The 20,466-nt window shown below is 32.1% G+C and carries 25 protein-coding genes and 1 tRNA gene; 12 read left to right on the top strand and 14 right to left on the bottom strand.

Going from position 1 to position 20,466, the window contains the following annotated elements:
* Nucleotides 1-45: 45 nt before the first annotated feature.
* The 8 genes from Q0891_RS10320 to Q0891_RS10355 are packed head-to-tail and all read right to left on the bottom strand — an operon-like array spanning nt 46 to nt 7,650.
* Nucleotides 46-993 carry an alpha/beta fold hydrolase gene (locus Q0891_RS10320; protein WP_299101367.1) on the bottom strand — a complete coding sequence of 316 codons (948 nt, stop codon included), beginning with the start codon at nt 991-993 and terminating at the stop codon, nt 46-48.
* The gene (gene scpA, locus Q0891_RS10325; RefSeq protein WP_299101369.1) at nt 986-3,112 is read right to left on the bottom strand and encodes a methylmalonyl-CoA mutase; all 2,127 of its coding nucleotides are present in this window, start codon (nt 3,110-3,112) and stop codon (nt 986-988) included. Before scpA ends, Q0891_RS10320 begins: the two co-directional genes overlap by 8 nt.
* Nucleotides 3,112-3,750 carry a hypothetical protein gene (locus Q0891_RS10330; RefSeq protein ID WP_299101371.1) on the bottom strand — a complete coding sequence of 213 codons (639 nt, stop codon included), beginning with the start codon at nt 3,748-3,750 and terminating at the stop codon, nt 3,112-3,114. The genes scpA and Q0891_RS10330 overlap by 1 nt, the downstream gene beginning before the upstream one ends.
* Nucleotides 3,751-3,759: 9 nt before the next feature.
* Nucleotides 3,760-5,142 (bottom strand): methylmalonyl-CoA mutase subunit beta, encoded by a 1,383-nt coding sequence (locus tag Q0891_RS10335; RefSeq protein ID WP_299101372.1) that lies wholly within the window; start codon nt 5,140-5,142, stop codon nt 3,760-3,762.
* On the bottom strand, nt 5,135-5,461 hold the full coding sequence (locus tag Q0891_RS10340) for a septum formation initiator family protein (RefSeq protein ID WP_299101374.1): 327 nt from the start codon (nt 5,459-5,461) through the stop codon (nt 5,135-5,137). Before Q0891_RS10340 ends, Q0891_RS10335 begins: the two co-directional genes overlap by 8 nt.
* Complete coding sequence (gene udk / locus Q0891_RS10345; RefSeq protein ID WP_299101377.1) at nt 5,461-6,066, bottom strand: uridine kinase; 606 nt, start codon at nt 6,064-6,066, stop codon at nt 5,461-5,463. Before udk ends, Q0891_RS10340 begins: the two co-directional genes overlap by 1 nt.
* Nucleotides 6,067-6,124: 58 nt before the next feature.
* Nucleotides 6,125-6,553 (bottom strand): cytochrome c, encoded by a 429-nt coding sequence (locus Q0891_RS10350; protein ID WP_299101379.1) that lies wholly within the window; start codon nt 6,551-6,553, stop codon nt 6,125-6,127.
* Nucleotides 6,550-7,650: a PQQ-dependent sugar dehydrogenase gene (locus tag Q0891_RS10355; protein WP_299101381.1), complete on the bottom strand. Its 1,101-nt coding sequence runs from the start codon at nt 7,648-7,650 to the stop codon at nt 6,550-6,552. Before Q0891_RS10355 ends, Q0891_RS10350 begins: the two co-directional genes overlap by 4 nt.
* Before the next feature lie 102 nt (nt 7,651-7,752).
* Between Q0891_RS10355 and Q0891_RS10360 the strand changes: the two genes are divergently transcribed.
* A tRNA-Pro gene (locus Q0891_RS10360) sits at nt 7,753-7,827 on the top strand.
* 51 nt (nt 7,828-7,878) lie between these two features.
* Here Q0891_RS10360 and Q0891_RS10365 read toward each other — a convergent pair.
* Both Q0891_RS10365 and Q0891_RS10370 read right to left on the bottom strand, forming a co-directional pair.
* Nucleotides 7,879-8,031, bottom strand: coding sequence for a hypothetical protein (locus Q0891_RS10365; RefSeq protein WP_299101383.1), 153 nt, complete (start codon nt 8,029-8,031; stop codon nt 7,879-7,881).
* 13 nt (nt 8,032-8,044) lie between these two features.
* On the bottom strand, nt 8,045-9,409 hold the full coding sequence (locus Q0891_RS10370) for an NAD-dependent succinate-semialdehyde dehydrogenase (protein ID WP_299101385.1): 1,365 nt from the start codon (nt 9,407-9,409) through the stop codon (nt 8,045-8,047).
* Between the two features lie 193 nt (nt 9,410-9,602).
* On the opposite strand from Q0891_RS10370, the gene Q0891_RS10375 reads away from it, so the two are divergent.
* From Q0891_RS10375 to Q0891_RS10385, 3 genes are read left to right on the top strand one after another with little or no spacing between them, the layout of a single operon-like run.
* Nucleotides 9,603-9,935 (top strand): YtxH domain-containing protein, encoded by a 333-nt coding sequence (locus Q0891_RS10375; protein ID WP_299101387.1) that lies wholly within the window; start codon nt 9,603-9,605, stop codon nt 9,933-9,935.
* A 3-nt stretch (nt 9,936-9,938) separates the two neighbouring features.
* On the top strand, nt 9,939-10,286 hold the full coding sequence (locus Q0891_RS10380; RefSeq protein ID WP_299101389.1) for a hypothetical protein: 348 nt from the start codon (nt 9,939-9,941) through the stop codon (nt 10,284-10,286).
* Nucleotide 10,287: 1 nt separating this feature from the next.
* On the top strand, nt 10,288-10,494 hold the full coding sequence (locus tag Q0891_RS10385) for a DUF6327 family protein (RefSeq protein WP_299101391.1): 207 nt from the start codon (nt 10,288-10,290) through the stop codon (nt 10,492-10,494).
* A 2-nt stretch (nt 10,495-10,496) separates the two neighbouring features.
* On the opposite strand, the gene Q0891_RS10390 is transcribed toward Q0891_RS10385, so the two are convergent.
* Entirely contained in the window at nt 10,497-11,528 is a 1,032-nt protein-coding gene (locus tag Q0891_RS10390; RefSeq protein ID WP_299101393.1) for an AraC family transcriptional regulator, read from the bottom strand.
* Nucleotides 11,529-11,531: 3 nt separating this feature from the next.
* Nucleotides 11,532-12,080 carry a DUF2652 domain-containing protein gene (locus Q0891_RS10395; protein WP_299101395.1) on the bottom strand — a complete coding sequence of 183 codons (549 nt, stop codon included), beginning with the start codon at nt 12,078-12,080 and terminating at the stop codon, nt 11,532-11,534.
* A 196-nt stretch (nt 12,081-12,276) separates the two neighbouring features.
* On the opposite strand from Q0891_RS10395, the gene Q0891_RS10400 reads away from it, so the two are divergent.
* From Q0891_RS10400 to Q0891_RS10430, 7 genes are all read left to right on the top strand, one after another.
* The gene (locus Q0891_RS10400; RefSeq protein WP_299101397.1) at nt 12,277-12,717 is read left to right on the top strand and encodes a hemerythrin domain-containing protein; all 441 of its coding nucleotides are present in this window, start codon (nt 12,277-12,279) and stop codon (nt 12,715-12,717) included.
* 158 nt (nt 12,718-12,875) lie between these two features.
* Nucleotides 12,876-13,325 (top strand): PA2169 family four-helix-bundle protein, encoded by a 450-nt coding sequence (locus tag Q0891_RS10405; protein ID WP_299101399.1) that lies wholly within the window; start codon nt 12,876-12,878, stop codon nt 13,323-13,325.
* 189 nt (nt 13,326-13,514) lie between these two features.
* Nucleotides 13,515-13,676 carry a DUF1328 family protein gene (locus Q0891_RS10410; RefSeq protein WP_299101401.1) on the top strand — a complete coding sequence of 54 codons (162 nt, stop codon included), beginning with the start codon at nt 13,515-13,517 and terminating at the stop codon, nt 13,674-13,676.
* A gap of 167 nt (nt 13,677-13,843) precedes the next feature.
* Nucleotides 13,844-15,736: a sensor histidine kinase gene (locus Q0891_RS10415; RefSeq protein WP_299101403.1), complete on the top strand. Its 1,893-nt coding sequence runs from the start codon at nt 13,844-13,846 to the stop codon at nt 15,734-15,736.
* A gap of 3 nt (nt 15,737-15,739) precedes the next feature.
* Nucleotides 15,740-16,387, top strand: a complete 648-nt coding sequence (locus Q0891_RS10420) for a response regulator transcription factor (protein WP_299101405.1) — start codon at nt 15,740-15,742, stop codon at nt 16,385-16,387.
* A 191-nt stretch (nt 16,388-16,578) separates the two neighbouring features.
* Nucleotides 16,579-17,001 carry a hypothetical protein gene (locus Q0891_RS10425; RefSeq protein ID WP_299101407.1) on the top strand — a complete coding sequence of 141 codons (423 nt, stop codon included), beginning with the start codon at nt 16,579-16,581 and terminating at the stop codon, nt 16,999-17,001.
* A 49-nt stretch (nt 17,002-17,050) separates the two neighbouring features.
* Nucleotides 17,051-17,662 (top strand): SIMPL domain-containing protein, encoded by a 612-nt coding sequence (locus tag Q0891_RS10430; protein WP_299101409.1) that lies wholly within the window; start codon nt 17,051-17,053, stop codon nt 17,660-17,662.
* A gap of 107 nt (nt 17,663-17,769) precedes the next feature.
* On the opposite strand, the gene Q0891_RS10435 is transcribed toward Q0891_RS10430, so the two are convergent.
* On the bottom strand, nt 17,770-18,249 hold the full coding sequence (locus Q0891_RS10435) for a hypothetical protein (protein WP_299101410.1): 480 nt from the start codon (nt 18,247-18,249) through the stop codon (nt 17,770-17,772).
* Nucleotides 18,250-18,411: 162 nt separating this feature from the next.
* On the opposite strand from Q0891_RS10435, the gene trxB reads away from it, so the two are divergent.
* Nucleotides 18,412-19,395, top strand: a complete 984-nt coding sequence (gene trxB, locus Q0891_RS10440; RefSeq protein WP_299101412.1) for a thioredoxin-disulfide reductase — start codon at nt 18,412-18,414, stop codon at nt 19,393-19,395.
* 74 nt (nt 19,396-19,469) lie between these two features.
* Here trxB and Q0891_RS10445 read toward each other — a convergent pair whose 3' ends face one another.
* Nucleotides 19,470-20,306, bottom strand: coding sequence for a DUF2807 domain-containing protein (locus tag Q0891_RS10445; RefSeq protein WP_299101413.1), 837 nt, complete (start codon nt 20,304-20,306; stop codon nt 19,470-19,472).
* Nucleotides 20,307-20,466: the final 160 nt, after the last annotated feature.

The following is a 20,466-nucleotide window of genomic DNA, read 5'->3' on the forward strand; positions in this document are numbered from 1 at the left end:
TAATTTTAATCAAGATAAAGATTAGGAAAAGCGGTTTTAATTGGTCTAAAGAGCCTTTAATTTTTGCTCATTTAAAAATTGCAGAACTTTATTGAAATAGGTGTCTCCACCAACTTTCCATACGTTTACGTGGTTAGCTGAATCTATTTCTATAAATTCTTTATCGTCGCTTTTTATGTTTGAAAAATTATTCTTTCCATACTCTATTTTAATCCGATCATCTTTATTCCCATGAACGACAAGTATAGGTTGTGTAATATTTTCACAATATTTTAATGGGTTAGCATCATTAGGGTCAAATTCTGCAATGCTTCCAGCTCTGTTAACTAAATAATTTGAAAAAGGAGTGAAATTAAATCCAGCATGAAGTTTAAAATAATCATTAACAATTGTTCTAAAATCTGAGAATGTACTTTCAATAATTCCAAATTTTATGCGCTGATCAAAGCCCATGGCTTGCAAACCGATGGCACCTCCAAGCGATTGTCCCCAAATGCCAATATGGTCTAAGTTTTCTTCGGTAGATAGATAATCAATAACTTTTTTAATGTCTTTCTTTTCATTTACACCAAACGTACAGAATTGTCCTTCGCTTTTGCCATGTGCTCTAGAGTCTAACGCAACAGAATTATAGCCTTTCTCAGCCAGGTAGGTACTTAAATCGAAAAAGGTATCCTTGTTTGAACGAATACCATGTAATAAAATTATTGTTCCGTAAGTAGAGTCTATGCTAGAAAGAGTTAATCTCGCTGATAGTTTTATGCCGTCAAAAGAAGAAATGCTTAGTTCTTTTCTCTGTATGTTTTTCTTTGATTTTGAAGCTACATCGAAATCTATATTTTTATTTCTTTTAATTAAACCTACGATAGGATTTCTAATTTCAGTTATTAATCTTGGTATAAAAAAGTGAATTAGAAATAAGCTTAAAACTGAAAATAAAAGAAATAGTCTTTTTAATATTTTAAGGCTACGGATTTTTGATGTTTTATTCATCAATTAAAATCTCTAAAATCTGAATTGCAGCATCACTAATTTTTGTTCCTGGACCAAAAACAGCAACAGCACCAGCGTCAAATAAATATTGATAATCTTGCTTTGGGATTACACCACCAACAATAACCATAATGTCATCGCGTCCATGTCTTTTTAGTTCGTCTATTACTTGAGGAACTAGGGTTTTATGTCCTGCTGCTAAGGAAGATACACCTAAAATATGGACGTCGTTTTCTACGGCTTGTTTTGCAGCTTCTTTTGGTGTTTGAAACAGTGGTCCTATGTCTACATCGAAGCCTACATCTGCATAACCAGTGGCTACAACTTTTGCTCCTCTATCATGACCATCTTGACCCATTTTGGCAATCATAATTCTTGGTCTTCTGCCATCTTGTTCTGCAAATTGATTCGCTAGTTCTTTAGCTTTTAAGAAGCTTTTGTCATCTTTTATTTCTTTACTATACACGCCTGAAAATGATTTTATTTGTGCTTTATGTCGTCCGAATTCCGCTTCTAGAGCATCGCTTATTTCTCCTAAGGTGGCTCTATTTCTAGCTGCAATTACTGCTAAAGCTAATAAATTATTATTCTGTGACTTAGCTGATTCTGTTAATTTTGCTAAAGCGTCATTAACAGCATTGGTGTCTCGCGTGGATTTAATATGCTCTAAACGTTCTATTTGCTGCAATCTAACGGTTTGATTATCTACTTCAAGCGTAGATATTGGGTCTTCTTGTTCTAACTGATATTTGTTAACACCAATAATGACATCTTGACCAGAATCAATTCGTGCTTGTTTTCGTGCCGCAGCTTCTTCAATTCTAAGTTTTGGTATTCCGGCTTCAATTGCTTTGGTCATTCCGCCTAAATCTTCAATTTCTTGAATGAGCTCCCAAGCTTTATTTGCGATATCATCAGTTAATTTTTCAACGTAGTAACTTCCAGCCCAAGGATCTACGGTTTTTGTAATTTGTGTTTCTTCTTGTAGGTATATTTGGGTGTTTCTTGCGATTCTTGCCGAGAAATCAGTTGGTAATGCTATCGCTTCATCTAATGCGTTAGTGTGCAAACTTTGAGTGCCTCCAAAAGCTGCGGCGGATGCTTCAATACATGTTCTGACCACGTTGTTAAATGGGTCTTGTTCAGTAAGACTCCATCCAGATGTTTGGCAGTGCGTTCTTAGCGCTAAAGACTTTTGATTTTTAGGATTAAATTGTTTTACAAGTTTTGCCCAAAGCATACGAGCCGCTCTCATTTTTGCAATTTCCATAAAATGGTTCATGCCAATTGCCCAGAAGAAAGATAGACGAGGAGCAAAGGTGTCTATGTCCATACCAGCGGCAAGCCCTTTTCTAATATATTCTAAGCCATCTGCTAAAGTGTATGCTAATTCTATATCGCATGTTGCACCAGCTTCTTGCATGTGATAGCCAGAGATGCTAATGCTATTAAATTTTGGCATATTTTTACTTGTGTACTCAAAGATATCTGAGATAATCTTCATGGAAGGTGTAGGAGGGTAGATGTAGGTGTTACGCACCATGAATTCTTTTAAAATATCATTTTGAATAGTACCTGCAAGCTGTTCTGGTGTTACGCCTTGTTCTTCTGCTGCAACAATATAAAACGCTAGAATTGGCAAAACAGCACCATTCATGGTCATTGAGACCGACATTTTATCTAATGGAATCTGATCGAAAAGTATTTTCATGTCTTCTACAGAATCTATGGCTACACCAGCTTTACCGACATCGCCAACGACGCGTTCATGATCAGAGTCATAGCCTCTATGTGTTGCTAAGTCAAAAGCCACTGATAAGCCTTTTTGTCCTGCAGCAAGATTACGTCTGTAAAAGGCATTACTTTCTTCTGCTGTAGAAAAACCTGCATACTGTCTAATGGTCCATGGTCTGCGCACATACATAGTTGAGTATGGTCCGCGTAAATATGGAGCGATCCCAGCAACGAAATCAAGGTGTTCGATGTTTTTGATGTCGTCTTTTGAGTATAACGATTTTACAATGATGTCTTCGGCTGTTAAAAAATCGCTAACTGGCCTAGGGTGTTTATTGTTAGTTATTGAACCTAGCTCTAAATGTTGAAGATTTTTTCTGCTCATTATAGTATCATTTTTTCTAGATAAGGGTCAAAATTGACTTCAAAGGGTGTTGAGAGGTTTATGAATACGGTTTTGTTGTTTGAAGATACAAAATAAACATGCTGAAAAGCTTGATGATTAAGTTTTGTGTTTTCAATTTTATAAATAGCCTTAAATATTTGAGTGTTTCCTGAGACGTTATGTTTAGCTGTGATTTTTGTGTAGTTAAGATCTGTCATGCTAGAAACTTGATCTTGGTTTTGTCTAATTATTCCTAGTAAAAATTTAGCATCTTGTCTTGTAATGGGTGTAAAAGGAACACTGTTGATGGTATAGGTTGAATTAGATATGCTATCAAAAAACACATAATGATTGCCTTCCATTTCTCGCATTATTTTTAATCGCGTATGTTCTATTTCTAAGTCAGTATTATCCACAACTAATGAGTCTAGAAGTGAGGTGTAGTCCACCATATTGTAACGCTCAAAACTTTCTGGAAGCCCAATTTTTATTCCGTCATCTTCAAGTAAATGTTGCTTACTTATAATAAGATCTGACGCATTGGTTTGTGTCCAGTCTTGAATCTCCTTTGCGACTTCATAACATGATGTGAAAAATAGTAGGAAAATACTAATTTTTAGTACTATTGATTTTTTCAATACCATGTTTTATTCTTTGTTTAATCTATTGATTTCCAAATTTTCAGATAGCCTTTTTTGAATAATTGGTTCAATTAAGGTTTTGCGCTTGTTAACTTTTAAAAATGGACTGACTTCTAAATCATTTTTCATTTTGTCTGCTAAATTAGGATGCTTATTTGTACCTAAAAGCACAAGTTCTTCGGCATTAAAATTAGCCTGTTCTTTAGTTGCGCTTTCTTTAATTTTTCGTTGAATAGTACCTTCTTTTAATTGACTTAAAAAACCACCTTGCTCTTCAATATCTTTAAAAAGGAGAAGTGCTTTTTCTGCGAATTGTTTCGTGATATTTTCGATATAATAAGCGCCATCAGCAGCATTATTTACCTTATCGAAATAGCTCTCATTTTTTAAAACTAAAAGTTGATTTCTTGCAATACGATCTCCGAACTCATTAGACTCATGAAACAATACATCGTAAGGAAGGTTGTAAACTACATCTGTACCACCTAGTATTGCACTCATGCACTCAGTAGTAGTTCTAAGCATATTTACATTGTAATCGTAAATGGTTTTATTTCGTTTACTTGGCGTTGAGATAATTCTACAATCTGTATTAATACCATATTCGGCAGCCAAGGTTGACCATAATAAGCGTAAGGCTCTTATTTTTGCAATTTCGAAGAAATAGTTTGAACTAATAGCGGTACAAAAAGTAACATTAAGCGATGTTTTGGCATCCTTAGTTAGTATTTTATCAATGCTATTTAAATATTCGTTGCAATGCGCTAAACCGTACGCTAATTGTTGAATAATGGTAGCTCCTGCATTTTGATATAAGTCTAAATCAATACTAAATTGATTGGTTGATTTTACAATAGCTTCAAATTTTATATGATCACCTTTTAGATTTGCATACCAATTGCCAGTTTGGGCTAGATTACCAATAATATCTGTGTGAATAGTTACTTGTGATCCGTTTGAAATATGATGTGTGTAATCTAATATCTTCTGTGTGAATTCTTCTGAGAGAAAATCACATTTAATATCAATACTTACTGCGCTTAAATCAATATTTTTGAATAATTCTTCAGGTGTAATATGATCAGCCTTGATATGAAAAATTATATTTTCTGCACCACGACTTATCGCATCTATTGCTTTAAGATTGCTGTCTTTAGCTGTATTGACTTGAATAAATTGGCTAATTGCCCAAGTAGTTTTTGGATTAATAGAAGTGTCTGGCAGCGATTCAAATTCATCTGAATGATAGAAAGGTTTTACATCAATACCTTCATTGTTTTTCCAAATTAAAGTATCGTTGTAGTCCGCTCCTTTTAAGTCTACCTGTATTTTTTGTTTCCATCCTTTTGAAGAAACACCTTCAAAATCACTAAATAATGAGTTACTCATCTTTCTTTTGTTTTGCTATGCTGTCTTCATATTCAATAATAAATATGTCTTCATTAGGCTTTTTCATGTAGTAGTTTTCACGTGCTGTGCGTTCTATGCCTTCATCTGTACTCAACTCTTTTATGGCCTTATCATCTTTTGCCATTTCATTTCTGTAATGTTCTTTTTGGTATTCTAACTCTTCTATATCTGAATTTAATTCATGATGAAATATCCATGAATGCGCATCAAAAAACAGCATCCATACTGCAAATACAGCCAGAACAATAATATAGATGTTCTTGAATGGTTTTAGATATTTAGAGTTTAAAAATTTCATTAGAGGCGCTCGTTAATAATAGTTTTAACGATATCTACAGCTACCGAATTATACTTATTGTTTGGCATTATAATATCCGCATACTCTTTCATAGGTTCAATGAATTGTTGATGCATTGGTTTTAATGTATTTTGATAGCGTTGTAAAACCTCGTTAATATCTCTACCGCGTTCTGTTATGTCTCTTTTTAATCTACGAATTAAACGCTCATCAGAATCTGCATGAACAAATATTTTTATATCAAAAAGATCTCTTATTTCTGGATGAGAAAGAATAAGTATTCCTTCTACAATCATTACTTTTCTTGGTTGTGTAACTATAATATCTCCTGTTCTATTATGTTTTACAAATGAATATACAGGTTGGTTTATAGATTTACCTTCTTTAAGCTGTATAAGATGTTGTTCTAACAATTCAAAATCTATAGATCTTGGATGGTCAAAATTTATTTTTACACGTTCTTCAAAGCTTAAATGCGAGGTGTCTTTGTAATAAGAATCTTGAGAGATAACACCTACTTGACCTTCAGGAAGTTCCTTTAAAATTGTATTTACTACTGTGGTTTTTCCGCAGCCTGTACCACCTGCAATTCCTATTATAAGCATATTTTTATCTTAATTTATTTGAGTTTGACAAATTTAGCTATTTAAGTATAAAGCATACTTATAACTTAGAAACTTTCTCAGGTGTAACAAAATTATCTATTTTATTCTCCCAGCTATTATTTATAAAATTAGTAACATCTGCAACTTCCTTATCAGAGAGTCCTAAAGCTGTCATATTGCTATTATATGTGATGCCATTGACTACAATTTCTCCAGTTAAGCCGTATTTAATGGCTTTTATACTTTTTGCTTGATTGTCTTTTAGAAAATCTGAGTTTGCTAAAGGCGGAAAGACTTTCGTTACACCTTTACCATTGGGTAGATGGCAGGAAACACAAAAATCATCATATATAACGCTGCCTCGTGTTATACTTTCTTTAAGAGGGGATTGATCCTGGTTTTCAGAAATGTAGTTCTGTTTGTTTTGCTTCGAATCACAAGATGTTAGCGAAAATAGTAGTGATATAATTAGAATGTAGTTTTTCATTTTCTTGTCAATTTTACAATACCTAAATTTTCTATTGCGACATAAATGTAACCGTCAGGTCCTTGTTTAACACATCTTACACGACCTAAACCATCTAAAAGGCGTTCTTCTTTTATAACTTTATTGTCTTTAATAGTGCACATATTTAAATACTGAAACTTTAGAGAGCCAATAAGTAAATTTTTACTCCAGTCTCCATATTTATCGCTATTTATAAACACCATTCCGCTTGGCGCTATTGATGGATCCCAGTAATGAATTGGTTGTTCCATACCTTCTTTCTCGGTAATCTCAGTGAATTTTGTACCACTATAATTAACGCCATGGCTAATAATTGGCCAACCATAATTTAGTCCTTTTTTTATAACATTTATTTCATCGCCTCCTTTTGGTCCATGTTCATTAGTCCAAATTTCTTTAGTTTCAGGATGTAGTGTCATGCCTTGAGGGTTTCTGTGACCATAAGAAAAGATTGCCGTTTTAGCATTATCTTCATCAACAAACGGATTGTCTGCAGGTATTGTACCGTCATCATTGATCCGGTATATCTTACCGCAATCTTTAGTTATATCCTGAGGATTTTCATCTCTATTTCCACGATCGCCAATTGAGAAAAAGAGAAATCCATTATCATCAAAAATTAAACGTGACCCAAAGTGTTGCCCTTTTGTAGAATTAGGTGCAGCTTTATACAATACTTCTAAGTTGATTAAGCTATTGTCTTTAATTTGCGCTCTAGCAATAGCCGTATTTCCTCCGGAATCTTCTCCATCAGAAGAGGCGTATGAAAAATAAAGCCAACCATTGCTCTTATAGTCTGGGTGTAACAAAATATCAAGTAAACCGCCTTGGCCTCGGTTGTAAATTTTTGGGAGTCCTGAAATTGTAGTTTTTTTATTATCCTTAAAATGGATTAACTCTCCCGATTTTTCCGTGATTAAAATAGAACTATCGGGTAAGAATGTAAAACCCCAAGGAATAATGAGGTTATCTACAATGATTTCATGGCTATTTTCTTTATTAATTGGGTTTTTATCTTGAGCACAAGCTATTGTACTGAATAGAATAAAGCAAAAAGCGAGGCGTTTTAAATTCATAATTTTTAAAAGAAAAAAGATTAGTTTTTAAAGTTAATTAAATGTTGCTAGATTTTAAAGAAAAACTCTATATTTGCATTCCGAAATTGGGAAACCTAAATTCGGGGTGTAGCGTAGCCCGGTTATCGCGCCACGTTTGGGACGTGGAGGCCGCAGGTTCGAATCCTGCCACCCCGACTTTCAATAAAAAAAGCTCAGCAAATGCTGAGCTTTTTTTATTATATTAGCTTAATACCATTTAAAGTGAATTCCTGATGCTACTACAACACCAACCAAAATTACTAGCACTAGAATTATAAACCGTGCTCCAAATTTTGTTTTTTCATCTTTTTGGAAAATATAATCTCCTCTTTCTTCATCTTCTTCTTTTACAAATTTCATCTTATTTTTGTTTTTATTTGTTAATATAAATTGTTTTCTTGTTTACAAAGGCAAGCATGCCTTCTTTAGATAATTCACGTCCATATCCTGAAATCTTAGTACCACCAAAAGGTAGTCTTGGATCTGATTTTACCATTTCATTGATAAAAAATGCACCATCTTCAATTTCTGAAATACGTTTTGATGCTGCTTCATAATCTGAAGTGAACACCATAGTCCCTAATCCAAATTTTGAGTTCGAAGCTACTTTATAAGCTTCATCTTCGTTTTTCACTTTAATTACGGCTGCCATTGGTCCAAAGGTTTCTTCTTTAAATACTGGCATTTCAGCAGTAACATCAGTTAATATTGTGGGTTGATAATAAGCGCCATCTCTTTTATTTCCTAGGAGCACATTTGCGCCTAACGCGATAGATTTTTTTACCTGTTCTTCTAATTCTTCGGCTAAATCTTCTCGAGCCATACATGATATAGTTGTGTCAGTATGTGTAGGGTCTCCATATTCTAAGTCTTTTACTTTAGATGTAAATTTCTCTATAAATTCATCATAAATAGTTTCTTCTACTATAAAACGTTTGGCTGCTATACAACTTTGACCAGAGTTCTGCATTCTAGCTTTAACTATAGTATCAATATGCTCATCTAAATCCGCATCATTTAGTATAATACAGGCATTGTTTCCACCCAATTCTAATAGTGATGTTTTTAAATTCTTGCCAGCAAGTTCTGCGATTTTTCGTCCCGCCTTCTCGCTTCCTGTTAATGAAACTGCCTTAACGATGTCATTTTTCAATAAATCTTCAACAGTATCATGGTCCGTAACTAAGGTTTGAAAACAACCTTTAGGAAAACCTGCATCAATAAATAATTTTTCAATCGCAACGGCACAGCCAGTAACATTAGAAGCATGCTTTAATAAACCAACGTTGCCTGCTGTTAAAGTGGGAATCGCAAACCGGAATACTTGCCAAAATGGGTAATTCCATGGCATAATGGCTAAAATACAGCCCAATGGGTCGTAGCTAATAAAGCTTTCAACCGCTTCAGTCTTTATAATATCATCTTGCAGAAACTGATCTGCATTTTTTATATAAAAATCAATTAAAAGAATACATTTTTCGATTTCGGCTACACTTTCCTTAACAGGTTTCCCCATTTCGGAAGTAATAAGTTGACTTAGATTCGATTTGTTCTCAAAAGTTACATTTGCTAGAACCTTTAATAACTCTATACGTTCTTCAATCTCATAATTTTTCCAAGATTTGAAAGTTCGATCGGCTAATTCTAATTTTTCATTTAAGGTGTCTTTCGATTCTAATTTATATGTCTCAAGTTGATTACCATTATAAGGATTATATGTTTTTATTGTTTCTGCCATGTTTTATCGTTTTCCTCAAAATTAAATTATTCACTCAGTATGGTTTAGTTTAAAAGCTAAAATGTTTAACGTAAATGATAATTATCAAAACAGCTAAAATCGTTATGTATAGAGTTAAGCATAGGCAAAAGTTGCTTATATCTTTGTGTCACAGCAAAGCGCTGAAAATTATATTAAATTAAAAAATAACATTATGAGTAATAACGGAAATACAGTTTTAGGAATTTTAGCAGGAACAGCAGTAGGTACAGTTTTAGGTATCTTGTTTGCGCCAGATAAAGGAAGTATTACAAGACAAAGAATTGCAGATGAAGCTGCAGCAAAGAGAGATTTGATGGCTGAAAAAGCATCTGAAATAAGAGACTCATTAGGCGATACGATTTCCTCACAGAAAGAAAATTTAGATCACCAAGTTGAATCTATTGTTTCTAATGCTAGCTATAAAGCTGAGGACGTAATAACTACACTAGAATCTAAATTAAAAGATTTAAAAGCTAAGAACAAGAACTTACAGAAAAAAGCCTAATTGATGAGTGTTTTTAACGACATAAACGATACAACTAATAAAGCTTCTCATATTGGTGAGCGTTACGTAAAAGCGTCTCACCAATATTTTAAATTGAAGATTTTTCAACAATTAACCTTGTCATTAAGTCTAATGACAAAAGTATTAGTTGTTGGTAGTTTGGTATTTGCGGGATTAGTATTTCTTTCTATTGCATTAGCATTAGAAATAGGTAAGTCAGTAAACAGTTTTGCTCTAGGTTTTTTAATAGTTGGCGTTATTTATGTGGTTTTATCGTTGGCTCTTTATATGATGAGAACAAAATTTAACTCAGCAATAATTAAAAGGGTAGGACTTAAATTTTTTAATTAACATGAAGACATATACAAATTTTGACGATATCGATAATGATTTAAAACGTTTTAAACTAGAACGCGATATAGCCTGGGAAGAACTGAAACTAGTAAAAGCAGACTTCAAGGAAGACTTGCAACCATTAAATTGGTTGAGCACTGCTTTAAAACTTACCGGTAAATACAGTTTTATAGCTATTATAAGGAAATGGTTATTTAAAAAATGATATTAAATAACCTCCACCTTAGTTGGTGTTTGCATCTTAAATTCGTTTGGAGATACATTATATTTTTCTTTAAAAATTTTAGAAAAATAACTTCTGCTAGTAAAGCCAATAGTATAAACAACTTGAGAGATATTTAAATCGGTAGTTTTAAGTAAATCTCGTGCTTGCTCTAATCTTACATGACGAATAAATTCAGTAACCGTACGTGTATATAAAAATTTAAAACCATCTTGGAGCTTGGCTTGAGATAAACCAGTTTCATTAGATAAATCTTCCAAATTATAAGATTTTGAAGGGTTCTTTAATATTTTCTCTCCAACTTTTCGAATTCGTTTCAATTCACTTTTCACTAATGAAGTGGGTAATTCTACCCCTTGGGATTGTTTAATATATTGTTGAATATGTAACGATAATATCTCATAAACTTTGGCTTCCATTTTTAAAATACGCAACATTCCTTTTGTTTTAATGTTATGTAATTTTTTAACGTGGTCTGCCATTTTTAAGTTTAAGGTGCCATGATGCGAAAATCTATTGTCATGATCAGTGTCAACAAATACTTCTTGTAACTTTTTATTCAAGGTAGAAACTTTGGTAGTTCGTTTCTTCAAAAAGTCTTTTCTAACTATTTGAATAATATTCGTTTCAATTCTCACACCTTCTTTAAAATGCAAACAATTAATACCATCAGTTTTATTTGTAAAAATTAAAGTTTGAAATTGTTCTATTAAGGCTTCTCGACTTTGAATACCAAATCGATGTAAAAATTCGCCTTGAAGATTATAAATAAAACGAATAGGATTGAATTCTGTAGCTTCTATTCTTAGTACAACTTCGCTTAAAAATTCAATATCATAAATCATTAAATTTACGCCCCAATCAAATGGTATTACTTTAACAGTGCCGTTTGCTTTTTCATTATTAACAACAAGAGTGCTTTCTCCCCAACGCTCTAATATTTCGCCTCCAATATTATTTTGTAGTTGTTCTATGATGTCTTTAGTGTTTTCCGCACTAATTAATATTTCTGTCATTTCTTATGTGTCTAATAATGTGGTTAAATCAATGTAAGTATACTTTATCTCCCCAATATGCTCATAGACATCCTTGCCCTTTTTAATATCGTCCCAGTATAATTTACTATCTAAATCTTTGGTGTTGTATTCATCTAATAGGTTAGAAGAAAACAGAAGGTATTCGTCAGTTTTGATATCATTTTTTAATAAACGATGCGCTACAATAACATCTTCACCAATAAGTTTTATATGCTTGCCTATTTGCACTGAATCAATTTCTTCAGAATAATGCAATATAATTTTTAAGCCTAATGTTTTTGGTATGGATTTACTGCCACTTTTATGTTGATGTTTAATTTCTAATTTTCGTAGCTGTTTGTAAAACTGAGTATAGAAGTATTTACATTGACGTATTAAATCTTTCAATTTGGGTAATTCCCCTCGCTTATAAAACAATACGGCATCACCTTCAATTTCTGAGACTCTTAATCCTATTTCATTAGAATAGATTATTTCGTTTAAAAGCGAGGGAATGACTTTAGAGTTTAACTCATTATCCGTTTCACTCATAAATTGTGTAAACCCACTAATGTCGGGTATGCAAATTAGCATTGCTTCATATCGTTTGTAAAGATTTAAGTAAAGATAGATTTAAAATATTTAACTTTTAATGTTTCTTCTGCATTTAAGTTAATTTTTAAATCTTATGAGCAAAGTGAGTTATATGCATCAATATATATTTGAAGGAACCAAAAATATAACTGAAATGAAAATATACGAAGCCATAAGAAATGACCATGACATTCAAAGAGCACTTTTAGACAAGCTAACTCAGACGTCTGGCGATACAAAGGAGAGAACACAGATATTTAAAGAATTAAGGATGGAACTCGAATTGCATGCCAACGCAGAGGAGCACCATTTTTACAAACCCTTAATTCCTGTAGATATGATGCAAGAGCATGCAAGACATGGTATTGCTGAACATCATGAAATTGACGAGTTAATTGAGCAATTAGAAAAAACGGAAAAAGACTCTTCTGCATGGTTAAAAATAGCAAAAGATTTAAAAGAGAAAGTAGAGCATCATCTAGAAGATGAAGAACATACATTTTTTCAATTATCTGGTAAAGTTTTGACCGAAAAAGAAAAGAATGAACTCGGTGCTAAATACAACAACTACATGGAAGAGCATCGAAAAAAGTAATTGTGATGACGTTGGTTTTTATTTGAGTTAAAACAAAAATCTTATGCATTAAACCTTCAGGGAAATAGATGATATTTTTGTTGAGTAAGAGATAAAAAGAGATGGAAAGTGGTACACATCTAAAAAATAAAGTACCATTAATTTAAAACATATATAAAATGAGTACTTACACAGAACAAGTAGGAAAAAAATTAAACAATTTATTAGAAAAAACATACGATGCGGAAAAAGGATTCACGAAAGCAGCAGAAAATATAGAGCATGCTTCATTAAAGACTTATTTTAGAAATAAAGCACAAGAGCGTCTAAATTTTGGAAGAGAACTAAAAGAAGAAATTAGAAGTTTCAACCAAGATGTAGACAAAGGAGGAAGTATTACAGGTTCTGCTCATAGAGCATGGATGGATGTAAAAAGTTTATTCTCGGCTAATGACGAAGAGTCTATGTTAAATGAAGCAATAAGAGGAGAAAAAGCAGCCATAGAAGAATATGAAGATGTGTTAAATGAAACAAGTCTTCCTATGAGTACAAAATCAATTCTTCAGTCTCAAAAATCCGCAATTAATAACGGGTTAGCTAAAATTAACGCGTTAGAAGATATTTATTAATAGCAAAGTTGGTTAGGTTAAGTAGAAAAGGGTGTCATTTGAAAAAATGATACCTTTTTTTTATGTCTAAACGTTTCTATATGAGTTAGTAATCTATGCGTTTGTGTTAAAGAGTTACCATAATCAAGCTTATCTTTACAGTAAGAAATTAGACTAGCTAATTTTAGTATTAATTTAAAACCAAAACATATGTTACGTTGGACAATCACATTTATCATAATCGCAATTATAGCAGCCGTATTAGGCTTCGGAGGAATCGCAGGAGCAGCAGCAGGAATCGCTAAAATTATCTTTTTTATTTTTATAGTATTATTTGTACTGTCATTATTAAAAGGATTAATTAAGAAATAAACTTTTAACCCATAAATAAAACAAGCCTAGAGTTTAAGACCTCTAGGCTTTTTTTGGTTTTCACTGAAAACCGTGATAATTTAAGACAACATAATATTTAATATTGCAATACCAAATCGCACAAAACAGTAAAACATTACTTTTGTGACTAGAATACTATAGTAGTAATGCAAATTAAAAATCCAATTTTTCTTTTATTTATAATTTTATGCTTTCTTGGTTATAGCCAAGATGATATTAATTTTAAGGCCTTTGGCCACATGCCTCAAGTTGTAAGTAATCACCTTCATGTTAACTTAAACGCTGCAGAATCACAACAAGTTAGGTTTCAATATTTGGATACTATCGCTCAAATTTATTTAAAATCTGGTCATGCAGATTCACTGATGCATTATGGACAATTGATTAAAAGTGAAGCGTTTTATAAGGATTCAACGTTTCAAAATATAAAAAATATTAGGCTAAGAGCATTGTATTTTGAAGGTGTAGCTGCTCAAAAAATGGGATTATTTGATGAAGCTATAAAATCTTATATTCTAGGTATAGAACAATCTACTTCAGAAAATAATATTCAAAATTATTTAAAATTACAGCTTGCTGAAACATATTTATATAAAGGAGAATTTCAAAAATCACAGGCATTATTAGAGGAATTGCCACAAACTAAAAACGATCAAGATTTTTATTTGAGAAATATCATCGTAAAAAGTCTTTATTTAGTCTTAAATGAAGAATATGATTTGGCTGAAGTGATGATTGATAATGCACTATCTGAAAATTTCTTGTCTAATTTTCCAAAAGAAAAACTACAATTACAACTCAATTTATCTGAAATTGAATTAAGACAAGGCAATTTTAATACGTTGATTAATAATACGGAAAGTATTAAGGTGGCAGCATTAAACGAAGGTTTTTATGACCTCTTTATAGAGGCAACTTTAAAGTTAGGATATGCTTATGCCATGTTAAAAAACTATGATGTTTCTGAAATGGCATTAAGTACAGCTTACATAAATACCATTCAATGGAATCGATTAGAGTTGCAACAAAAAGTAATTAGTGCTCTAGTTAAGTTATATAATGTTAAAGGCGATTTTAAGAATGCTTATAGCCTAATGACACAATATCAGTCGGTAAGTCATGAAATTGCAGAAAAGCAAAATCAAAGATTGGTAAAAGATTTAGAGGTAAAATATGAAACCCTAAAAAAGGAAAAAGAAATTGATCTATTACAAGAAGACCAAATAAAACAAGAAGCCGAGATTAAGCGTCAATCCACTATTAAATATGCCTTTCTTATTGGATTTATTGTGATTTTAATTCCGGTAATTTTGTTGTTAATTGTGTATTATCAAAAACTTCAAACCCAAAGTTTACTGAATAAACAGCAAGAAGCTATTAACCAGCAAGAAGTAAAAACCTTATTGCAATCGCAAGAATTAGAATTGGCAAAAAATGCAATTGCTGTACAGTCTAAAGAACGCGATAGAATTGCAAGAGAATTGCATGATAGTATTGGAGGTAATTTAGCAGGTATAAAATTAAAAATGAATAGTTTAGGCGATCATCAACCAGAGTTTAGACAAATTTTAAACCAGCTCGACGATACTTATAACCAGGTTAGAGAGATATCGCATAGTTTAATTCCTAAAGAATTTGAAACGACTGCCTTTACTGATTTAGTCAAAAATTATATTCAAAATATAAGTGAAGACGCATCAGTAGATTTGCGCTTTGATGCTTATCCAAAGGACGTAGTAAATTCAATTGCTGTGCCACTTCAAGTTACTTTATTTAATATTGTAAAAGAATTAATTACTAACGCTTTAAAACATGCGAAGGCAGAGGAGGTTAATATTCAATTGACAACTTTACCTGAAGAAAAAAGTATTGAGCTTATTTATGAAGATGACGGTATAGGGTTTGATTTAAACACCAACAATAAAGGCATAGGTCTTAATAATATAGAAACTAGAGTTTCTGAATTTAAAGGAACGATATCCATAAATACCGCAGAAAATAGAGGCACAGTAATTAGTATTAGTTTACCACAAACATAACGTATGAACACACCATTTTCAATAATCATTGCAGACGATCATTCCATGTTTTTAGATGGATTAACAAGTATATTGGCAGAAGAAGCATCTATCAATATTATTCTCACAGCAAAAACAGGAATTCAGGTTTTAAAATATTTAAGAATCAATACCGAAGAAAATATTGATTTGGTAATTACAGATATAAACATGCCAGAAATGGATGGTGTAGAACTAAATGCAGCTATAAAAGAAGAGTTTCCAAAAATTAAAACATTAGTGGTTAGCATGCTAGAAGATGCTAAAAAAATAAAGACCTTAACGGAAGCAAATGCTAATGGCTATATTTCTAAAAATGCTGAAAAAACCGAATTACTTAAAGCTATAAAATCCATATTGGAAGGGCAGAATTATTTTTCGCCTCGTATAAAACAGATTTTAATGGAAGCCATGTTTTCAGAAAAATCTGAACCAGAAATCTCTTTAAGTAAAAGAGAAACCGAAGTTTTAAAACTCATTGCTCAAGAGTTTACAACACAAGAAATTGCAGATCAATTATTTTTAAGTAAACATACTATTGAAAGTTATCGTAAAAATTTGATCTCTAAATTAGGTGTTCGTAATTTGGCAGGACTAACACGCTACGCTGTAGAAAAAGGAATGTTAGATTAATTACTAAAACACATTTTTTATATAACTATTGAATAATAACAGGCCATTACGCCTGTTTTTTTTGCCATAAAATCGCTATCCCTGAAAACAGGGTAATCAATTTTACTACTTACCGTCTGTTGCACACTTGCTTATTTACTGAAATTTGTATCATAATTAATAACATAATTAACCATTAAAAATTAGAACTTATGATTTACGGAATTTCATTAATCCTTTTGAGTATTATCGCAGTACCATCACTTATTTTATCAAAAAAACCTAACGCACAAGAGTTGTTAGACAAAGTAGCACCTTACCAAGGTTGGATTGGTATTGTCTTTTGCTTCTTTGGAGTTTGGGGAATTATCTCAGCCTTCCTTAATATGGGTTGGTTAACTGTAGCACCTGTATGGTGGATTACTTTATTAGCGGGTAGTTTTGTTGAAGCAACACTTGGTTTTATGCTAGGTTTTGGAATGATCAATAAACTATTGTTAAGTAAAAATGGAGCAGCTAAAGAAAAAGCAGCAAAATTGAGAGAGAAATTAGCGCCTAAGCTAGGAAAATTAGGGATTCTTGGTCTAATCGTTGGCGGTTGGATGATTGCAGCATCGTTTATGTTCACAGTATAATCTATTAAAATTATTAAAATCTACCATTAACTTTTAAACTATTTATATCATGAAACAATTAATATTAGGAATGCTATTATGCTTATCAACATTTGCTATGGCTCAAGAGAATACAAATCAACGCTCTATAACATCTTACGGTTCTGTAGTTATTGAGTCTGAAGAACAGTTATATAAAACAGACGTTACGTTATCCTTAGAGAACAGTTATTATGCTGAGAATCCATGTACAACACTTGATGAATTAAAAACAAAATATTTTGAGGCAATTAAGAAACTTGGAATAGACACATCTAAGTTTATACAAGATGATTTAGCATATGCAGCAACTGGCTACAGAAAAGGAGGGACCGTATTTCACTTTGAAACAACAGATAAAGAAGAGATATTAAAAGTAACAGGTATTAACATGACGCAAGTAATGCCATCTTATGTTCAAGTAAAAGATGTTTTATCAGAAAAACAAATAGAAGAATTGGCAAAAAGTGCACTTCTAAATGCAAATAAAAATGCAGAATTATTAGCAAAAACAGCTGGCGAAGAACTAGATAGAATTTATTCTATTAATAGTTATGATTTAGATGGTAGCTCGTATTGGAGAACACCAAATTCAGGACCATCATATTTAAGACTAACAGTAGTTTACCTTTTAAAGAATTAAGCATTTGGCATCACTTAGTTAGTGATTTATTAGTTAGGGTTGAAGTCTGCGACGCATTTGTTCCCAAAGGTGCTCGCAGACTTTATATGTTTTAAAAAATGAAGTCGTTACTCAATACGTTTATAATTTTCAGAATAGATTTTATGTCCATCTTCATCTAATTCAATTTGTTCAAATCTATTTTCTGACAATTCCAATTCAAAATTAAATTCGTGTTGTTCTTTAATAACTTCGTTCATAAAGGAAGAACCAAAATCTAAAGACTCAGTAAGGTGGCCATCATCGTAAGTATAAGAGCCATAACCAAAAAACTCAATAGAATCTGTCTTTAGTAATTTACACCACATTACTTTACTATCTGTGTACATCTTTATTTGTCTAGAAATGGTATTATTAGAAAACGAGTCTACAACAACATCGTCTTTATAATTATAAAATCCTACAAGTTCCCAAGTTCCTTTTAAGCTTGGTTTAGTAGTAATAATTTCTGTTTCTTCGGTTGAAGTTTCTAACTCACTCTCTGATTTGTTCTTACATCCAAAAGTAAGTAACAACGCCATGCTTATCATTAAAAAATTTGCTTTCATAATTTTATTGGTTTAGCTGTTAAACCCTTATAAATTACGAAATTAATAATTGACTACGCTTTTATTTATAATAATTATATAACTATAGATAGTGTTGATAACTTCTCTGTAAGGTTCTACACAAAAAACCTACTTTTGTTTTAAGTAATAAAACTCAAGAAAATGGCAGATACAATTGAAAAAGTAAAGTGTTTAATTATAGGTTCGGGACCTGCAGGATATACAGCTGCAATTTATGCGTCTAGAGCTAATATGGACCCTGTTTTGTACCAAGGAGAACAACCAGGAGGTCAATTAACTACAACTAATGATGTTGAGAATTTTCCTGGATATCCAGAAGGAATCACAGGACCAGAAATGATGATGCAATTGCAAAAACAAGCTGAGCGTTTTGGTACAGATGTACGTCATGGTTGGGTATCTAAAGTTGATTTTTCTGGAGATATACATAAAGCTTGGATTAATGGAGAAAAGGAAATCCACGCAGATACTGTAATTATTTCTACAGGAGCCTCAGCAAAATATTTAGGATTACCATCAGAGCAAAAATATTTAAAATTAGGTGGAGGCGTTTCTGCTTGTGCTGTTTGTGACGGATTCTTTTATAGAAATCAAGAAGTAGTCATTGTAGGTGCAGGAGATTCTGCTTGTGAAGAAGCACACTATTTATCTAAACTTTGTAAAAAAGTAACGATGTTAGTAAGACGTGATGAGTTTAGAGCCTCTAAAATTATGGCACAACGTGTTATTAATACAGAAAATATAGAAATCCTCTATAATACAGAAACGGATGAGGTTTTAGGAGATGGACAATTAGTGCATGGTGTCAGAGTTTTTAATAATAAAACAAATGAAAAGCACGATATTGAAGCTACAGGTTTCTTTGTGGCAATTGGTCATAAACCAAACACAGATATCTTTAAAGGAATTTTAGATTTAGATGAAACAGGCTATATCATTAACGCACAACCAGGAACGAGTAAAACCAATGTAGAGGGTGTATTTGTAAGTGGAGATGCTGCAGATCATGTCTATAGACAAGCAATTACTGCCGCAGGTACAGGATGTATGGCAGCACTAGATGCTGAACGTTATTTGGCAGCTAAAGATTCTGATTTTGAAGTTGCAACTTCAACGTACAATTAGACTTATATATTGATATTTATAAAAAAAGCCAAAGTAAATTTACTTTGGCTTTTTCTATATAAAAAGGTATGTATTTAGCGCTTCTTTTTTTGCAATTTAGAAGTGTCATCAAATTTAGTTATTGTAATTGATGGGCTTCCGTACAAATAGATTTCAGAATCGCCTGACGATGCAATTGTAATACTTTCTGTAGCAGATATAGTCAAGTCACTAGAATCTTCTAAACTTGCATCTACAGCTTTTACGTCAAATTTTGAACCATTAAAATTGGTTGAATTATCTAATCGTATTACCGAGTTGTTTGTGTTTCCTTCTATTACTGCGTCTGCACGTTGGTATAAATCAAAGTTTGATGTTTTAGATGTAATTAAAGCATCTAATTTGCTATTGTCGCTTAGTTCAATTCTAGTAGAATCTGCCGTTAAGTTTAATCTGGTCTTAGACTTGCCTGAACTTTTATAATCAAATGTTCTGGCTATAATATTTAAATAGGCTCTAGAATTATCAGAAGTAACTAACGTAACATCTTCAAGCTCCATAGAGGTTAGTGATCTAATTTCTCCATCACCTTTTGTTTCTATAGTATGAAGTCCGTCAGCGTAATTAACCGTAATATTGAGTTTCTTTTTAGATGAAATTCGCATTTTTTCAATAAAGGTAAGCACACCATCTACTACGTTAAAATCTATAACGTCATGCAGATTGTCGTCAGCTTCTACATTTACAGAAGGTTTACTGTTATAAACAATCTCTATAGAAAAATCGCCTTCAACTACAATGGAATGAAAATCGTCTATATAGGTTTGCCTTAGTGTAACATTTCTGTTACCTTTTATTTTTTCTTCAGATTGGGCTGCAATATTCGGTACTACAGTGATAAATAAAAGAAGAATGAGTAGTAATTTTTTCATATCTTAAAGTTTATTGTCATTTAAAAGACACAAAACATAGCGTAATAGTCACTCTTTATTGGTTTTGACTACTAAAAAAAGTTCTGAATGTCAATATTAACAATTTCTAATTAATATTGGTCAATTAAAATCTATTAAACTAAGATAAGCAAAAACCATC

Origin of the sequence: uncultured Winogradskyella sp. (assembly GCF_947498005.1) — a bacterium.
Classification (GTDB): Bacteria; Bacteroidota; Bacteroidia; order Flavobacteriales; family Flavobacteriaceae; genus Winogradskyella.

Bases quoted from the DNA above. Each gene is read 5' to 3' on its own strand.
- Q0891_RS10320 (WP_299101367.1), bottom strand. From the start codon at position 993: ATGAATAAAACATCAAAAATCCGTAGCCTTAAAATATTAAAAAGACTA.
- scpA (WP_299101369.1), bottom strand. From the start codon at position 3,112: ATGAGCAGAAAAAATCTTCAACATTTAGAGCTAGGTTCAATAACTAAC.
- Q0891_RS10335 (WP_299101372.1), bottom strand. From the start codon at position 5,142: ATGAGTAACTCATTATTTAGTGATTTTGAAGGTGTTTCTTCAAAAGGA.
- Q0891_RS10340 (WP_299101374.1), bottom strand. From the start codon at position 5,461: ATGAAATTTTTAAACTCTAAATATCTAAAACCATTCAAGAACATCTAT.
- udk (WP_299101377.1), bottom strand. From the start codon at position 6,066: ATGCTTATAATAGGAATTGCAGGTGGTACAGGCTGCGGAAAAACCACA.
- Q0891_RS10350 (WP_299101379.1), bottom strand. From the start codon at position 6,553: ATGAAAAACTACATTCTAATTATATCACTACTATTTTCGCTAACATCT.
- Q0891_RS10355 (WP_299101381.1), bottom strand. From the start codon at position 7,650: ATGAATTTAAAACGCCTCGCTTTTTGCTTTATTCTATTCAGTACAATA.
- Q0891_RS10365 (WP_299101383.1), bottom strand. From the start codon at position 8,031: ATGAAATTTGTAAAAGAAGAAGATGAAGAAAGAGGAGATTATATTTTC.
- Q0891_RS10370 (WP_299101385.1), bottom strand. From the start codon at position 9,409: ATGGCAGAAACAATAAAAACATATAATCCTTATAATGGTAATCAACTT.
- Q0891_RS10375 (WP_299101387.1), top strand. From the start codon at position 9,603: ATGAGTAATAACGGAAATACAGTTTTAGGAATTTTAGCAGGAACAGCA.
- Q0891_RS10380 (WP_299101389.1), top strand. From the start codon at position 9,939: ATGAGTGTTTTTAACGACATAAACGATACAACTAATAAAGCTTCTCAT.
- Q0891_RS10385 (WP_299101391.1), top strand. From the start codon at position 10,288: ATGAAGACATATACAAATTTTGACGATATCGATAATGATTTAAAACGT.
- Q0891_RS10390 (WP_299101393.1), bottom strand. From the start codon at position 11,528: ATGACAGAAATATTAATTAGTGCGGAAAACACTAAAGACATCATAGAA.
- Q0891_RS10395 (WP_299101395.1), bottom strand. From the start codon at position 12,080: ATGAGTGAAACGGATAATGAGTTAAACTCTAAAGTCATTCCCTCGCTT.
- Q0891_RS10400 (WP_299101397.1), top strand. From the start codon at position 12,277: ATGAAAATATACGAAGCCATAAGAAATGACCATGACATTCAAAGAGCA.
- Q0891_RS10405 (WP_299101399.1), top strand. From the start codon at position 12,876: ATGAGTACTTACACAGAACAAGTAGGAAAAAAATTAAACAATTTATTA.
- Q0891_RS10410 (WP_299101401.1), top strand. From the start codon at position 13,515: ATGTTACGTTGGACAATCACATTTATCATAATCGCAATTATAGCAGCC.
- Q0891_RS10415 (WP_299101403.1), top strand. From the start codon at position 13,844: ATGCAAATTAAAAATCCAATTTTTCTTTTATTTATAATTTTATGCTTT.
- Q0891_RS10420 (WP_299101405.1), top strand. From the start codon at position 15,740: ATGAACACACCATTTTCAATAATCATTGCAGACGATCATTCCATGTTT.
- Q0891_RS10425 (WP_299101407.1), top strand. From the start codon at position 16,579: ATGATTTACGGAATTTCATTAATCCTTTTGAGTATTATCGCAGTACCA.
- Q0891_RS10430 (WP_299101409.1), top strand. From the start codon at position 17,051: ATGAAACAATTAATATTAGGAATGCTATTATGCTTATCAACATTTGCT.
- Q0891_RS10435 (WP_299101410.1), bottom strand. From the start codon at position 18,249: ATGAAAGCAAATTTTTTAATGATAAGCATGGCGTTGTTACTTACTTTT.
- trxB (WP_299101412.1), top strand. From the start codon at position 18,412: ATGGCAGATACAATTGAAAAAGTAAAGTGTTTAATTATAGGTTCGGGA.
- Q0891_RS10445 (WP_299101413.1), bottom strand. From the start codon at position 20,306: ATGAAAAAATTACTACTCATTCTTCTTTTATTTATCACTGTAGTACCG.